Annotated in this window: 10 protein-coding genes; 1 reads left to right on the top strand and 9 read right to left on the bottom strand. The window is 60.2% G+C overall.

What is annotated here, in order from left to right; genetic code table 11:
• Nucleotides 1–166 precede the first annotated feature (166 nt).
• The 3 genes from CJU94_RS01645 to CJU94_RS01635 form a co-directional block, all read right to left on the bottom strand.
• The gene (locus tag CJU94_RS01645; protein ID WP_244220895.1) at nt 167–1,393 is read right to left on the bottom strand and encodes a glycosyl hydrolase; all 1,227 of its coding nucleotides are present in this window, start codon (nt 1,391–1,393) and stop codon (nt 167–169) included.
• Nucleotides 1,394–2,225: 832 nt separating this feature from the next.
• The gene (locus tag CJU94_RS01640) at nt 2,226–3,320 is read right to left on the bottom strand and encodes a glycosyltransferase (RefSeq protein WP_095417279.1); all 1,095 of its coding nucleotides are present in this window, start codon (nt 3,318–3,320) and stop codon (nt 2,226–2,228) included.
• Between the two features lie 45 nt (nt 3,321–3,365).
• Nucleotides 3,366–4,229 (bottom strand): sugar transferase, encoded by an 864-nt coding sequence (locus CJU94_RS01635; RefSeq protein WP_095417278.1) that lies wholly within the window; start codon nt 4,227–4,229, stop codon nt 3,366–3,368.
• A gap of 1,030 nt (nt 4,230–5,259) precedes the next feature.
• On the opposite strand from CJU94_RS01635, the gene CJU94_RS01625 reads away from it, so the two are divergent.
• Nucleotides 5,260–8,355, top strand: coding sequence for an acetoacetate--CoA ligase (locus tag CJU94_RS01625; protein ID WP_095417276.1), 3,096 nt, complete (start codon nt 5,260–5,262; stop codon nt 8,353–8,355).
• A gap of 41 nt (nt 8,356–8,396) precedes the next feature.
• Here CJU94_RS01625 and CJU94_RS01620 read toward each other — a convergent pair whose 3' ends face one another.
• From CJU94_RS01620 to CJU94_RS01595, 6 genes are all read right to left on the bottom strand, one after another.
• Nucleotides 8,397–9,131 carry an ABC transporter ATP-binding protein gene (locus tag CJU94_RS01620; protein WP_095417275.1) on the bottom strand — a complete coding sequence of 245 codons (735 nt, stop codon included), beginning with the start codon at nt 9,129–9,131 and terminating at the stop codon, nt 8,397–8,399.
• A 28-nt stretch (nt 9,132–9,159) separates the two neighbouring features.
• The gene (locus tag CJU94_RS01615) at nt 9,160–11,100 is read right to left on the bottom strand and encodes a branched-chain amino acid ABC transporter ATP-binding protein/permease (RefSeq protein WP_095420172.1); all 1,941 of its coding nucleotides are present in this window, start codon (nt 11,098–11,100) and stop codon (nt 9,160–9,162) included.
• 8 nt (nt 11,101–11,108) lie between these two features.
• A complete protein-coding gene (locus tag CJU94_RS01610) occupies nt 11,109–11,984 on the bottom strand; it encodes a branched-chain amino acid ABC transporter permease (protein WP_095417274.1) in 876 nt (291 codons plus the stop codon).
• 96 nt (nt 11,985–12,080) lie between these two features.
• Nucleotides 12,081–13,298, bottom strand: coding sequence for an ABC transporter substrate-binding protein (locus CJU94_RS01605; RefSeq protein WP_095417273.1), 1,218 nt, complete (start codon nt 13,296–13,298; stop codon nt 12,081–12,083).
• A 230-nt stretch (nt 13,299–13,528) separates the two neighbouring features.
• Nucleotides 13,529–14,551: a UDP-glucose 4-epimerase GalE gene (galE, locus tag CJU94_RS01600; RefSeq protein WP_095417272.1), complete on the bottom strand. Its 1,023-nt coding sequence runs from the start codon at nt 14,549–14,551 to the stop codon at nt 13,529–13,531.
• Between the two features lie 12 nt (nt 14,552–14,563).
• Nucleotides 14,564–15,712 (bottom strand): glycosyltransferase family 4 protein, encoded by a 1,149-nt coding sequence (locus CJU94_RS01595; RefSeq protein WP_095417271.1) that lies wholly within the window; start codon nt 15,710–15,712, stop codon nt 14,564–14,566.
• Nucleotides 15,713–15,744: the final 32 nt, after the last annotated feature.

Genomic DNA, 15,744 nt, shown 5'->3' with positions numbered 1-15,744 from the left:
GTCGGGTTTAGGCGCAAAGTCGTTCCTTTCGTTGTCAAAAAGATTGGAGATGGCGGCAGGCGCTCATTGCTATAGGACGTTTTTTGTCAGATAAAAGCGGAATTGCATGAAAAAACGCGCCAGCGTGGCGGCGCTGGCGCGTATGTGCTGCAGGTAGCCGAATGCGTTATTTCGGGTGCGACGCGATGAAGGACTTCACGCTCGCGTACTGAGGCTTTTTCGTTGTGCCATCACTTTGAAGCAACCCGTATGTGCCGGCAGGATCATCGTAAAGCTCGTACATCTGAATGGACTGAAGGTTGTACGTCGAAGCCACAGACGCATATTCGGCCATCATGGTATTGCCGGTCAGGTAAGCTGCAGCTTGTGAGTCGGTGGCAGTCCAGGGGCGTACGCCATACTCGGTCAGCCAGATCGGCTTGCCGAACGCTTGAAGTTTGGACAGGACGTTATAGCAGCCCGACCCGCCGCAGATGTTCTGGATATCGTCATAGTCGTTGTACCAGTGCCACGCCGTTACATCCCAGGAGACGACGGGGTGACCCGCCGTACCATCCGGCTGCGTACCCTGTGCGAGCATCTGGTCGAAACCCCAATGCAGCCAAGTTCCAGCGCCCATGACGATCTTGCCTTGGGTATCGACAGACTTGATGCCGTCGATCATGCCGCGGATTGCGCCACGAGCAATCATGAATTTACTGTTGACGTAATCCGTCGGGAACGTCCCGTCGTAGTTGCCGGCAAGGGTGTCCGCCTCAAGCTCATTGCCGACCTCGTAGTAAGACGCGTGCATGGCTGACGCCACCTGCTGACCGAGCGCATATCCGGCGTTGTAGGAGGCCGTTTCGCTCGAATACTCTTGGGGCGAGATGAGCAGCACCGGGTACACGGTGACGCCTCCCGCAGCCATGGTGGTCGCAATCTGTGCGAGCGCCGTTGCAGCTGCCTTGCTGGAAACGTCGCTGCGATAAATCGTCATTCCCAAATCTTGAAGCTGGGCCAATTGAGTTTGCGTGCTCGATGATGCGTAGGCGCCGCCTTGCTGGAAGTGGCCGTTGACGCCATAAAAAATCTTGCCAGTCGACGCTGTCGTCGTAGCCGGTGTGGTTGTTGCCGGCGTTGAGGGGTTGCGCCTCGCTCTATTTGCCACTGCCGCAGGGTCTTGCGAAGAGTCGCCCCCGCCGCCGCAGGCTGCAAGCAGGACGCTGGCAGCAAGCGCGGCGCCGAGAAGACGCGTCGTGTGCGACGAGAGAATTCTCTTGAGTTGCGTTTGCCGATGAGACTTATTTTTTCGTGAATTAGTAGTGGTTAGCTGGATATCATGCATGGCGGTTAGGAGTGCGAATAATAAAAATAAAGGCTTCAAATAATTGGCGAGTTTCCAGAACACCATGCAATTCGTGTGGGTGTCCAATCAATCCCGCGCTGAAACCCGAAGGAAAGAGACGAGACGCTATCCGGCGTGCAGGCTTTTGTAGCGGCGGTGTGCTTGACACCGAGCCGAAAAAACTGGATTGCCGTTCACTTCACCGCCAAGATCGCTGCACAGACCTGATTCTTCGCAGGTCGAGTGCCGGCGGGCATCTCGTGGCTCAGCCTGCTACACGCAAACGTTTGCCTTTCGTATGGAATGAAAGGCGCAATTCATGTAGCGACGGTCGATCACTACACGGCCTCGTCCGGCTTGGGATTTGCGGAAGCTACCGTTGCAAGATCCTCGCACAGAGAGGGAAAACCCTTCGGTGGACGTTGACATCAGTAAATAGTGCTTGCTAGAGATGAATAGGCGGCTCGTGGAAGCCGTTGATTCTTCATACAAAAATAAATCTTTTGTAAAATCTACCGAGAGCGAATCCTAACATGAATAGAAAAAATGCCCAACCGAAAATTACATGAGTAATTAGTACTTTTAACAGGGTCTGACGACGAAAAAAGTGAGTACTGTTCGGACAAAATGTGAGCGTAGTACGCCATAAAGCTGGCGTACTGATATTCGTTAGTGTCCCGAAGCAGTGCACATATTTCCGATGCCATAACTGCGGGAAACGCTGGTAAGCCTAGGGTTTGTGCTGAGTGGGAAACGTCAGAGAATTGAATTGGCGTTCGGGCCAGCCCGTTGGTAAGAGTTGATGCGCGAGCCGAATGAAGGTGATCAGGGGGAGGATGCGCGCCTTGTTGGCGCGATCAAGGGGAGAAAAAAAGAAAAATAAATGAAATATAAAACGCTAGATTTCTATTAGTGGTATCTGCGCTTCATAAAGCGCGGTCACGTCATCGAAGAAGCGGTCCTCGCTGAAACGCTTGCGTACCTCGTCTTGCGCGCGCTCTGCCATGGCGACGCGAAATTTGTCGTCTTCCATCATCTGGGTCAGTGAGGCCACTGCCTCTTCGGCGCTGCTGAAGATCATGCCAGTCCGGGCGTGACTAAGAACGTCGATGTTCCCCGGGCAACTCGAAGCGACGATTGGTGTTCCGAGCGCCATTGCTTCGATGATAGAAATGGGCATACCCTCCCATGAGGAAGTGGACAGGTAGGCGTCGGCGCCTTTAACCTTTTCCATCGCTATAGATCGGCTAAGCCAGCCGGTGACTGTGACGTTCGCATCGGCCAGAACTTTCTTTGCAGCCTCGTCTCCGTCACCGATCCAGACGAATTCGACATCCCGTCGTTTGAAAAGGCTCGCTATTTCCGCGAACAATTCGGGGTTCTTCTGTCGTCTGATGCCGCCCACGGTCACAACGCATCTGGACGGACGTGGGCGCTCCTGAGTCGATGCGGCCATGTGACTTGTCGTTACGTGTTTGTCGAGCGCGTTTTCGACCAGTACCACTTGCGTGCGCAAGTAGCGTCGTACGATGGCACGTTCACTTTCGGAGCAGGCGACATAAGTCGACTTCTTCAGGCAGGCCAATGCCTCGAGTCCAATGAAGCACGTCTTCTTCAGCCTGGAGACATCCGAGCGCATGAAAGAAATGCAATGAGGACTGTAAAAGAACTTAGTCGATTTCAAGGAGGAAATGGTTGACAGTCGTCCCAGAAATCCAGCAAACGACGAGTGCAGATGAACGACGTCAGGGCGCAGACTATTGAGCTCACGACGCAATCCGAACAGTATGCTGGCAACGGGCCGGCCTTTCATCTGAAATTGCCGAAGGTGGACCTTCGGATGAAAGAGAGACGGCAAATTGGCGGGCGTTTCGTCGCGCTTGGAGAACACCACGTAAACTTCGTGGCCCTCACTCGCCAGACGATTCGAGATCATGCATATCACGGAGAGCGTGCCGGTCGCTGTCGACTCGACAACATGAACGATTCTCATCGGCAGTATGCAGGCATCGGATCAATACGGTTCGATTGCATTCTCTCAATACGCTCCGCTTCCTTCAAAAACCACCTTGAACGTTCGCAGCAGAATGCTGATATCGAGCAGAGTCGAGCGTTCCTTTACATAGGAGACGTCCAGTGCCACTCTCGTTGCATAGTCAACATTGTTTCGTCCGCTCACTTGCCACAATCCGGTCACTCCGGGTCTAACCGACAGATAGTAATGGGCGTCCGCGCCATATCGTTCCAACTCCTTCGTGACGATGGGCCGAGGGCCAACGAGGCTCATGTCGCCGCGAAGAACATTCCAGAGCTGGGGTAGCTCATCAAGGCTCGTCTTGCGAAGAAACCGGCCGACGGCGGTGACGCGAACATCGTTCTTCAGCTTGAAATCGCGATTCCATTCTTCGCGAGCGGTGGCGTCCGCGGCCAGGAGTTCAGCGAGAACGACATCGGCCCTAGGAACCATTGAGCGGAACTTCAAGCAGCGAAACGCTCGCCCGCCTCTTCCGACGCGAGGATGGCCGAAGAAAGCCGATCCGCCGTCGCTCAATACGAAGCAACCTACAACGAGAAAAATCGGTAGCAGCACGATTAGCAAGGAGGATGCGCCGACAATGTCGAAGACGCGTTTCGTGAAGTCGCCTTTTCTCGTCGGAATATCAGGATCGTTTGCCGCCGACAGCGTGCGGCAAGCCAGAGGACCTGGGACGGGCTCGGTTGAAAGGTCCGAAGAAAGGGATTCTTCGCCGCGACTGTATTCCGAGACGTTATCCAGATTCGAAGCCGAAAAACCGCGGCCGCTCCATTCAGAATGGTCGGCATGCGAACGACCGTCGTAGCGGGTATCGAAAGGATTAACTTCCTTTGACACTGATTCCGATACCTTGCCGACTAAAGCCATTGCTGCCCCCGGATCGAAGTTCGTTGACGAGTACATCAGTGTTTCGGCATTGCGGGCCACGCCGGTTATTTCTACCGGTGAGGCGGGGTGCCAGCCGCGTCAGACAGAAAGAAGCGGTCACCTGTCGAGATCTGCTGCGGACTACCCGAGATAGGAAAGCAGAGGGTATAGCAATGTATAATTGCTATGAAAATGCTATTAATAATCGAGAAGAAAGATGTCGACAAATACGAATATTTGTTTCTCCACGCGATGCGGAAACACGTGCCAGAAATAGTCAGGCACCGACTCCCCGCATCCCAGATCATGATTGTTTCAGTGGAAAGTATAGCTATGCAATTCAGCATCCGTCAGTCGACAAGTCGTAAAGCGACGATATCCTGGCCGACTCAGAAAGATGCCTCAATCAATTTCCGCCATACCTTAGACAGCAATATGTTGGACTAGCGAACAACCTATTCGCCATCAACATTACGAGCTTCACATTTCAAGCCGGGTAAGAGAGGTAAATCGGGCTTCCCTCGCTGCCTGCTGTCGGATTGTTCCGCAGTCTCAACTAGTGCGATGAATACCCGCTTACGCTGTCTTTGGTCGAGTATGTGTAGACGTAGAGTATCCGCACGAATGCCGCTACTCCGTGCGGTACAGCACATAAAGCTCGGTTAGGGCACGCGTCAAAATGTGCGCCCATGTGTATGATGAAACGGCTCATCGCGCAGAGGAAAGTTCGGTTGGGATGACGGTGCAATGCCGTGAATAATGTGCTGCGTGTTCGTTTCCAGAAGGTGGCCTGTTTGCAGCAAAGCTTCTACGGATTGAAGGGTGCAATCAAAGTCGGAAAGAGGCGTGTTCGATTCCGTCCAGAACACGCTACATCGGCTAGCTGGCTTGTTCGATCGGCCGGCAAGCTTGAACACCCCGTGCCTCCCGTGGGCTAGCAATCGCGAAAGCACGACGGCAGTCGGTGTGCGTGTCGCCTGCGGCGCGCCGCCGTCTCCAGCCGGCCTCGCATGTCATAGGTGCAATCTCCATGAATCGTGTCGAGTTACCTGGTGCATTCCGCGGGGCCAGCCGCTTGGCGGAGCGCGCGCCGATGATTTATGCGAACACGTCCGAGAGAATCGACGCTTCGCAGTTGAGCGCGTTCACCGCTTTCCTGCGCACCCATACCGGTCAGCCGCTTTGTGACTACGATGCGCTGCACGACTTCTCCGTGCGTGAGTTCAGGACTTTCTGGCAATGTTTCGTGCAATGGTCGTCGGGACTGGAATGGTCGGGCACCACCCTGCCAGTGTGCGAGGGCGACGATTGCGAACACATGCGCTTCTTTCCGCAGATGCAACTGAATTACGCGGACAATCTGCTCAGGTTGTCCGCGGCGGACGCCGACGCACCCGCCGTGACCGCCTGCCACGCCGACGGGCGTCGCATCCACCTCACTCGCGTGCAATTGCGCGAGCGCGTGGCGCGCGTTGCGCAGGCGCTGTCGGCGCTTGGGTTAGGCGAGGGCGACCGCGCGGTGGCGGTCATGCGCAACGACGCCGATGCGATCGTCGCCGCGTTGGCCGTCACCGCCCTTGGCGCGACGTTGTCGACTGCGGCCCCCGAAATGGGCGTCGATGCGATCCGTGATCGTTTCATGCCGCTCGAACCACGAATGCTGCTCGCCCATACCGCGGCGCGGACCTTCGACACAGGCAGGTCGGTTGCAAGCAAAATTTCCGGGTTGGCGGCCGCGCTGCCGTCGCTGCAAGACGTCGTCTGTCTGGACGAAGGGGTTCTGCCTAGCACGCTGACGCAACCGGTCCATTCGCTCGCCGCACTGCTCGACACCGGCGCTGCCGGCCGATTCGAATGGCGTCGATTTCCCTTCAACCATCCGCTTTTCATCATGTTCTCGTCGGGAACCACCGGCAAGCCGAAATGCATCGTACACGGCGCCGGCGGCACGCTGCTCGAACACCTGAAGGAGCATCAGCTCCACAGCGATCTGCGGCCAGGCGACCGAATGTATTTCCATACGAGTTGCGCCTGGATGATGTGGAACTGGCAACTCTCCGCATTGGCTTCCGGCGTGGAGATCGTGACATACGACGGCCCGATCTCGACGGTCGACACGCTATGGCGTCTCGTAGCGCAAGAGCGCGTCACCGTATTCGGCACGAGTCCCGCGTACCTGAAAATGTGCGAAGAGGCCGGCCTGGAATGTGGCGAACAGTTCGACCTCGGCGCGTTGAGGGCGATGCTGTCCACCGGATCAGTGCTATTCGACTCGCAATTCGAGTGGGTGCGCGCTCACGTGAAGCCGCTGCAACTGCAATCCATCTCGGGCGGCACGGACATTCTCGGCTGCTTTGTGCTGGGCAATCCGAATCTGCCCGTCTACGCTGGCGAGGCGCAATGCAAAAGCCTCGCGCTCGACGTGCAGGCATGGGAGCGCGGGGCGCGCATCGATGGCGTCGGCCAGCTTGTCTGCGTGAACCCGTTTCCGTCGCGTCCTCTCGGGTTTTTCGGTGATGCCGGGGGAGCGGCTTTTCATGACGCCTATTTCGCCAGCAATCCCGGTGTGTGGACTCATGGCGATCTGATCTCGTTCTCGCCAGACGGTGGCGTGCGCATGCACGGGCGCTCGGACGGCGTGCTGAACGTGCGTGGCATTAATGTAGGCCCGGCTGAGGTCTACCGCGTATTGAACGACATTCCCGAAATCCGTGAGGCGTTGGTCGTCGAGCAGCGCATGCGCGGCGCGGCCGGTGATCATGCGTTGCCCGACGATTTCGAATCGCGCGTCGTGTTGCTGTTGGTGCTCACTGACGGCGCGGTGCTCACCGGTTCGCTCGCCGCCCGTATTCGCCGCGACCTCGCGCGCCGTGCCTCTCCCGCGCACGTGCCCGACCGGATCCTTGCGGTCGATGCTTTGCCGGCAACACACAACGGCAAGCTTTCCGAAGCCGCGGCGCGCAACGCGATCAATGGACTGCCGATCGGCAATACGGCGGCGTTGCGCAATCCCGAGTGTCTCGACGCGATCCGGCGCCACCCGGCACTGAATCTGGCCACGCGTGAGTTGCCACCTGTGGGTGAGACGCGGGAGCAACTCGAAGCGCATTTGCAGGCGCAATGGGAGAAACTATTCGGCGTCGCGCCGATCGGCCGCGACGACAACTTCTTCGATCTAGGCGGCCATTCGCTGCTGGCGACGCGCTTGCTCGCCGACATCCGCGAGTCGACGGGACGCGCCATTCCGTTCGCCATGCTGATGACTGCGCCGACCATTGCGAGGCTCGCCGCGCTCATTGATGGCGACGCGCTACCGCCAGCTTCGCCGACGCTCGTGCAGGTGCGTGCCGGCACCGGCTCACCGCTCTTTCTTGTGCACAGCGCGAGCGGTTCGGTGATGGAATGTCTTGCGCTGATCGGCGCGCTGAATAGCCCACGTCCGGTTTATGGACTGCTGGCGCGCGGCCTCGACGGAGAACAGCCGGCGCAGTTACGCGTCGAAGACATGGCGGCGAGCTACATTGAACAGATGCGTGTCGTGCAACCGGAAGGGCCTTACGCGTTGGCGGGATATTCATTCGGCGGGCTGGTGGCGTTTGAGATTGCGCAACAGCTGCAACGCGCCGGCGAGCGGATCAAGATGCTATTCCTGCTCGACACGTATGTGCATCAACATTGCCTGCCCTGGACGGCGCGGTTGCTGCGGCGTGCCGGCTCTGCGCGCTCACATTGGCAGGCAGTGCGGGCGCTGCCCGCGGCGCGGCTGCCCGGTTATCTCACGGACCGCTTCGTGAGCGTGATGGATCAGGTGCGGATGCGCCTCGGCCGCATGCCACGGCGGCCCGAAGGCTACACGCCGGCAATGCCGCCGGTGCTCAGGCATATGCGCGAAACGATGCGAGTCGCGATGGCGGGCTATCGGCCCAAGCCTTATGACGCAGGGCGGATTATTTATGTCCGTGCGGCGGTTGCACAGAATGGACATGGTGATCCGCTGCTGCTTTGGCGGCGTGTCGCCCGTGCCGGGCTGACAGTGACGGAAATCTCCGGCGGCCACGCCGACCTGATCGTCGAACCTAACTTGCAGCTCGTGGCGGCGGAACTCGACCGTGGTCTCGCGACCTGATGACCTCGATGAACGCGCTATGCACCGAATCCGCGCGTGCCTCAGTGACTCGCGCCTAGATACGCCGCCTTCACCGAAGGATCGTTGCGCAACTCCGCCGCGGGCCCATGCGCCGCGATCCTGCCGTTCTCCAGCACATAGCCATAATCGGCCACATTGAGCGCGGCCGCGGCGAACTGTTCGACCAGCAACATGGTGACGCCCTGGCTTTTCAGATTCCCAATGATCCGGAACACCTCTTCGACTAGAATGGGCGCGAGCCCCATCGACGGTTCGTCGAGCAAGACCAGTTCCGGGTTCATCATGATCGCGCGCGCCATGGCCAGCATCTGCTGCTCGCCGCCGGAGAGCGTGCCGGCCAGTTGATGGCGCCGCTCCTTGAGCCGCGGAAACATTTCGATGGCGCGCTCCAGGTCGGCCTTCACGTCGCCGCGCGGCCGCGCTGAAGTCAGGCGTGGAAAGGCGCCGAGCATCAGGTTGTCGGTCACGCTCATTGTCGGGAATACGCGCCGGCCTTCCGGCGAATGCGCGACTCCGAGCCGCGCGATGCGGTGCGACTCGAGCGCGTCGATACGCCTCGCGTTTGCGCCGACGCCCATCGTGATCTCGCCGGCACTCGGCCGGATCATGCCGGAGATCGCACGCATCGTCGTCGTTTTACCCGCGCCGTTCGAGCCGATCAGCGTGACGACCGACGCCTTCGGCACATCGATCGAAATGCCGTGCAGCACTTTGACCTTGCCGTAGCCCGCATGCAGATTTCTGATCGATAACATGTCTGTTCCTGTGGGGGCGTCCGCGGACTTACGCCGCTTGACCGGCAGGCTGGCCGCCGAGATAGGCTTCAATGACTTTTTCGTTTGACTGAATATCGGCGGGCTTGCCTTCTGCAATCTTCTGCCCGAAGTCGAGCACCGAGACGCGGTCGCACACGCTCATCACCACGTCCATGTGATGTTCGATCAGCACGAGGGTAATGCCGTGATCGCGCACCTTGCGAATGATCGCGACCAGTTCCTTGATATCGGGCGCGGTGAGTCCGGCGGCGGGTTCGTCGAGGAGCAGCAGTTGCGGATCGAGCGCAAGCGCGCGCGCGATTTCGAGCAGCCGCTGTTTGCCGTACGGCAGGTTGCGCGCTTCTTCGGCCGCGACATTTTCCAGGCCGACAAAACGGAGCATGCCGAACGCGCGCTCGCGGGCCGCGCGTTCCTCGCGCCGGTAGCGCGGCGACATGAGTCCGACATCCGCGAGATTCGCCTTGAACGTGTGGTGCAGGCCGACCAGCACATTTTCGAGTGCGGTCATTTCGCCGAACAACTGCACGTTCTGGAACGTGCGCGCAATGCCGGACAGCGCGATCTGCGAAGAGGTCTTCCCCGCGAGCGATGCGCCGCGATAAGCCAGCGTGCCCCCGGTCGGCACATAGATGCCGGTCAGCACGTTCATCATCGTGCTCTTGCCGGAGCCGTTCGGCCCGATCAGTCCGTGAATCGTGCCGCGCTGCACGGTCAGATCGACATTGTTCAGCGCCTTCAAGCCGCTGAACTGCATCAGGATGCCGCGCAGTTCCAGAATGTCCTCCGTGCCCCCGGCGTGCACGGCCTGAATCGCATCGGCGCCGATCGTGGCCGGTTTGGTCGTGTCCACGGTGATCGTGCGAACCCGGCCGTGCATCACGATCTTGCGCACGAAGCCGACCACGCCATCCTGCAGGTAGTACACGACGAGCAGGATCATCAAGCCGAATATGGTGAGCCGCCAGTCGGCGAGCATATCGATCCGGTAGGAAAACGCGGCAAGACCCACGGTGCCCAGAACGGGAATCGCGACCTTGCGCGGCGTGGACGCCTTGCGCGCCAGCGCCACGCCCGCGCCGATCACGACGACGGCCGCCAGCACCGAGGCGACCGTGCGGAACATGTCGATGTCGTCGAGCAGCTTAGGCAGCAGCACGATGATCGCCGAGCCGAGCAGCGCCCCGGTGCGGGTTTTACGCCCGCCCATGATGATGGCGAGCAGGAACAGAATGGTCAGTTCGAAGTTATAGGTGTTCGGCGAGATGTACTGTTCCGAATACGAATACAGGCAGCCTGCCAGCCCGGCAAATCCCGCGCTGATCACGAATGCATAGACCTTGTAGCGATACACCGACACGCCCATGCAGTCCGACGCGATCGGGCTGTCGCGCAGCGCCTCGAACGCGCGGCCCAGATGCGATTTGAGCACGCGGTGCACGACGATCAGCGAGGCCGCCAGCAGCGCCGCGACGAGCCAGTAATACTCGACCTCGTTCATCGGCCGGCCGCCGAATGAAGGTTTGGGAATCTTCACGCCCATCGGCCCATTGGTCAGAAAATCCATCTCATTGATGAGAATCTGGATGATCGTGCCGAACGCGAGCGTCACCATCGCGAGGTAGGGGCCGGACACGCGCAGCGCCGGCAGCGCGAGAATCGCGCCGAAGCCCGCGGTGACCAGAATCGCCAGCGGCGCGGTGACGAAAAACGGCATGCCGAGCTTGAAGAACAGCACGCCGGCCGTGTAAGCGCCTACGCCGAACAGGCCGGCATGGCCGAGCGACACCTGCCCGGTGTAACCGACCACGATGTCGAGACCGAAGAGCAGGATCGCGTAGATCATGATCGTCTCGAGCAGGTGGATGTAATACGGATTCCCCGACAGCACGGGAAACACCGCGAGCGCGATCAGCGCCAGTGCGGACGCAATGAGCTTCTTCGGATTCACGACGGCCCTCACACTTTCTTGATCGAGGTCTTGCCGAACAGGCCGGCAGGTTTCAACGCGAGCACGATCAGCAGCAGCACGAGCCCAGGTACGTCCTTGTAGCCGGTGGAGAGATAGAAGCCGGTCGTCGTCTCGGCAATGCCGAGAATGACGCCGCCCACCACGATACCCAGTCCGCTCGACAGTCCGCCGATGATCGCCACCGCGAACGCCTTGAGCCCGAGCACGGCGCCCATCGTCGCGCCGGTGAGCGTGAGCGGCGCGATCAGCACGCCCGCAAAGGCCGCGGTCAGCGAAGACAGCGCGTACGAAAACGTGATCACGAGGCCGGTGTTGATGCCCATCAGCGCCGCGGCGTCCCGATCGTTCGCGGTAGCCACCACCGCTTTGCCGAAGATCGTCTTGCGATTGAAGAACTCGACCGCCAGCATCATGACGAGCGCGCCGCCGACCACCAGTAATTCCATCGGCAGCACGTTGGCGCCGAATATTTTCAGCGGCGCTTCCGGTAGCGGGGAAGGGAAGCGCAGATCGTCGCGGCCCCAGACGTTCTCGGCGACGTTCTTGAAGATAATGCCGAGCGCGATCGTCGACATGATCCAGCCGAACTCGGATTTGATCTTGATCGCGGGCCGCACCCCGATCCGTTCGACGAACGCGCCTTGCAGCAGACCGAACCCGCAGACGAGCGGAATCATCAGCCAGTAATTGACACCGAGCGTGACGAGCGTGAGGCCGACCAGCGCGCCGAGCATCAGTGCGTCGCCCTGGCCAAAGTTCAGCGTGCCGGAGGTGGCGAACGTGAGTTGATAACCGAATGCGATCACGGCATAGATCATGCCGAGCGCAATGCCGCTATAGATGAGCTGCAGAAGGATGGCCATCGTCGAGCGCCCTGGAATTCACCGGATATGAAGCAAAGCCGCGCCCGCCTTCAGACGGGTGCGGCTCCGTGGCAAGCTGATGCGTTTATGTCACGCTCAATTCGTGGCGCTTGCCTGCTTGGTGCGCAACTGGCTGCCGCCTTTGCGGTCCGCTTCGTACGCGTACACCACGCGGCCGCCCTTGACCTCGCCGACCACCGGCACGTTCGGGCTGATCGCTTCATGGTCGTCGTGGGTGAACGGCTTGTCGTAGACCATCACGACGCCTTCCACCTTGGTATTGAGGTTTTCGAGCGCGGCGCGCACTTTCGGACCCTCGGTCGAGCCGGCTTGCGTAATCGCGGCGGCCAGCAGATAGACCGAGTCGTAACCTTGCGCGGCGGAAACCGGCGAGTCGATGCGATTGTTCTTCGGCTTGAATTCCTTCAGGTACGCGTCGATGAAGGCTTTGCGCTTAGGCGTGTTCGCTTCCTGAATGAAGGTCTGCGGCATGCGCGCGCCTTCGCCGTTGGTGCTCGCGTTGTCGATGTAGTTCGCCATCGAGAGTGTCCAGCTGCCGATCAGCGGCACTTTCCAGCCGAGCTTGGCCATGCCGTTGGCAATCTGCGCGAGTTCCGGTCCGATGCCGTACGTCAGCACCGCTTCGGCCCCGGCCTCTTTGGCCTTGAGCAGCTGCGCGGTCATGTCGACGTCCTTGATATTGAATTTCTCGACGGCGACGGGTTTCACGCCCTTGGCGGCGAGCGCCTTTTCCAGATCTTCGCGGCCGAGCTGACCGTAGTTGGTCGAGTCGGCGAGAATCGCGACCTTCTTGAATCCGCGCTTCGTTACCGCCTCTTCGACGATCATCGGCGCCTGGATGCGGTCCGCGGCGGCATTGCGGAAGACGTAATTGTCCGGCTGGTCGGTGAACTGCTTCGTCACGATGCTACCCGTCGCGACGTTGTTGAAGACGGGAATCTTCGCTTCCTGGAAGAAGCGCTGCGAGGCGAGCGCGACGCCGGTGTTGATGTAACCGACCACCGCCACGACTTTTTCCTTGTTGATCAGCTCTTGCGCGATCTGCACGCCGCGTTCGTTTTTCGCTTCGTCGTCGCGTTCCACCAGCACGAGCTGGCGGCCCAGCACGCCGCCGGCTTTGTTGATCTCGGCGGTGGCGAGGCGCACGCCGTCGCGCATGCTCACGCCCATCGACGACGAGCCACCGGTGAACGGTCCATCGACGCCGATCTTGATCGGATCCGCCGCGTAGCTGAGATTGGTGAGGGCACAAAGCGCGAGCGCGCCCACTACGCTCTTCAAGCGAATTCGCATGACTGTCTCCGTAGCATGTCTTTTTTTGCACGACGCCTCGATGCGGGCCCGTGCACGCCGATTCGAACGTTCTTAGGAAGCCTGACCGTCTGACGGTGAGCCAGTATAGGAAACTGTAAAGGGTTAGTAATATTCGGAATTACCCGCTTGGTGCAATCCCTCAATCGACGGCGGCGGCGTTCCTGCCTGGCGACGCCTTCGTGCCGCCGTCGACTTTCACTTCACTTCACTCACGCGAAGCCTTGCGGATTGGTGGACTGCCAGCGCCAGTGATCCGCGCACATCCGCTCGATACCGAACTGCGCGCGCCAGCCGATGATCTTCTCGGCGGCGGCCGGGTCGGCAAAACACGAGGCGACATCCCCCGGGCGGCGCGCCACGATCTCGTAGGGCACCGGCCGGCCGGCGGCTTTCTCGAAGGCCTTGACCACGTCGATCACGCTATAGCCCTGGCCCGTGCCGAGGTTCACCACGAAGCTCGCGTCGCGCCTGACCAGCGCGTCGAGCGCGGCCAGATGACCACGCGCCAGATCGACGACGTGGATATAGTCGCGCACGCCGGTGCCGTCCGGCGTGTCGTAATCGCCGCCGAACACGCTCAGCTTCTCGAGCTTGCCGACCGCGACCTGCGCGACATACGGCATCAGGTTATTGGGAATGCCGGCGGGATCTTCACCGATCAGGCCGCTCTCGTGCGCGCCGACCGGATTGAAGTAGCGCAGCGTGGCAATGCGCCACGACGGATCGGCCACTTCCAGATCGCGCAGCACCTGCTCGGCGATCAGCTTCGACTGGCCATACGGATTGGTGGCCGACAGCGGGAACGATTCGTCGATCGGCGAGCTCTTCGGCACGCCGTACACGGTCGCCGACGAACTGAACACGAACTGCTTGACGTTCCGCTCGCGCATCACGCCGAGCAGGCTCAGCAGGCTGCCGACGTTGTTGCTGTAGTACTCGATCGGTTTGGCCACCGACTCGCCCACCGCCTTCAGCGCGGCAAAGTGGATCGCGCCCGTGATCGGATGAGCGTCGAAAATACGGTTGAGCGCCGCTGTGTCGCGGGCGTCGGCCTCATAAAAGTTCACCGCCTTGCCGGTGATTTTTTCTACGCGCCGCAGCGACTCGCGGTTGCTGTTCACGAGATTGTCGATTACCACGACGTCGTAACCGCCGTTCAGCAGTTCGACACAGGTGTGCGAGCCGATAAAGCCCGCGCCGCCCGTTACCAGAATCGTGCCCTTCGTGGTCATGCTGTTGCTCCGTTAAAGTAAAACGCCCGTCATTTTTTGCACCAGGTCCTTATACGTTTCGACGACCACGCGCTCGTCGAATTCTTCCGCGACTTTCTGCCGGCCGCGTTCTGCCATGGCCCGGCGCTCGGCGCCGCTCATGTCGAGCATGCGCGCCAGCGTGGCCGCGAGGCTTTCTGCATTGCGCGCCTCGCACAGCAATCCGTTGACGCCGTCCGCCACCACTTCGCGGCAACCCGGCACGTCGGTCGTGACAATGGGCCGTCCCATTGCCGAGGCTTCCATCAGCGTGCGCGGCACGCCTTCGCGATACGACGGCAGGACGACACAATCCGCTTCGGCGATGAAAGGCCGCACGTCGTGCGCCTCCCCAAGATACTCGATTGTGCCTTCTCGCTCCCACGCCGCCACCTCCGCGCGCGTGATCGCGCTGGGGTTGTCGACGCCCACCGGACCGAGCAGTTGGAACCGGGCGTGCGGATAACGTTCACGCACACGCCGCGCGGCCTCGACGTATTCGCCCACGCCTTTGTCCCACAACAGCCGCCCGATCAGCACGAAGCGGTAATCCGCCCGCTCGGGCAACGGCGTGAAGGCGAACTGCGCGAGGTCCACGCCTTCACCGTGCATCAACCTCGCGCGCTCAGGATGCACCAACAAATTCTGTTCGACAAATGCAGACTGATCGTCGCGATTCAAAAACCATATTTCGCGCGGGAAACGGAACGCGAAACGATACAGTTTCTTGGCCACCTGAGCCGCGCGGCTGTGCTGGATGAACACGTAGCCCAATCCGGTTGTGACCGCAACCGATTGCACGCCCGCCAGCTTCGCGGCGATCGATCCGTAGATATTCGGCTTGATCGTGTAATGGAACACCACGTGCGGGCGGATCGTCCGGTACTGCCGGTAGAGCGCGCACAACGTGCGCAGGTCGTCGCGCGGATTGGTGCCTTTGGACGCCACCGGCAATTCGATGCAGCGGCAGCCCATCGCGGCGAGCAGTTCGAACGTGCGGTCGCGCGGCGCAAGCACCGTCACGTCGACGCCGCGTCCGACCAGCATGCGGATCAGACCTTGCCGGTACGTATAGATTGCCCAGGCGGTGTTACAGACGAGTGTAATGCGCAACGCGGGCGTCGACTTCAAGGCAGGCTTCATGCGGGATCGAACTCGGCGGTGAATGGGGTGGT

It is taken from the genome of Paraburkholderia aromaticivorans (assembly GCF_002278075.1).
Classification (GTDB): domain Bacteria; phylum Pseudomonadota; class Gammaproteobacteria; order Burkholderiales; family Burkholderiaceae; genus Paraburkholderia; species Paraburkholderia aromaticivorans.
Note: the sequence above shows the minus strand (reverse complement) of the source record. Positions and strands in the feature narration are given on the sequence as shown.

What these genes read in the sequence shown, in the direction of transcription:
- CJU94_RS01645 (WP_244220895.1), bottom strand. Translation starts at nt 1,393, where the DNA reads ATGGTGTTCTGGAAACTCGCCAATTATTTGAAGCCTTTATTTTTATTA.
- CJU94_RS01640 (WP_095417279.1), bottom strand. Translation starts at nt 3,320, where the DNA reads ATGAGAATCGTTCATGTTGTCGAGTCGACAGCGACCGGCACGCTCTCC.
- CJU94_RS01635 (WP_095417278.1), bottom strand. Translation starts at nt 4,229, where the DNA reads ATGGCTTTAGTCGGCAAGGTATCGGAATCAGTGTCAAAGGAAGTTAAT.
- CJU94_RS01625 (WP_095417276.1), top strand. Translation starts at nt 5,260, where the DNA reads ATGAATCGTGTCGAGTTACCTGGTGCATTCCGCGGGGCCAGCCGCTTG.
- CJU94_RS01620 (WP_095417275.1), bottom strand. Translation starts at nt 9,131, where the DNA reads ATGTTATCGATCAGAAATCTGCATGCGGGCTACGGCAAGGTCAAAGTG.
- CJU94_RS01610 (WP_095417274.1), bottom strand. Translation starts at nt 11,984, where the DNA reads ATGGCCATCCTTCTGCAGCTCATCTATAGCGGCATTGCGCTCGGCATG.
- CJU94_RS01605 (WP_095417273.1), bottom strand. Translation starts at nt 13,298, where the DNA reads ATGCGAATTCGCTTGAAGAGCGTAGTGGGCGCGCTCGCGCTTTGTGCC.
- galE (WP_095417272.1), bottom strand. Translation starts at nt 14,551, where the DNA reads ATGACCACGAAGGGCACGATTCTGGTAACGGGCGGCGCGGGCTTTATC.
- CJU94_RS01595 (WP_095417271.1), bottom strand. Translation starts at nt 15,712, where the DNA reads ATGAAGCCTGCCTTGAAGTCGACGCCCGCGTTGCGCATTACACTCGTC.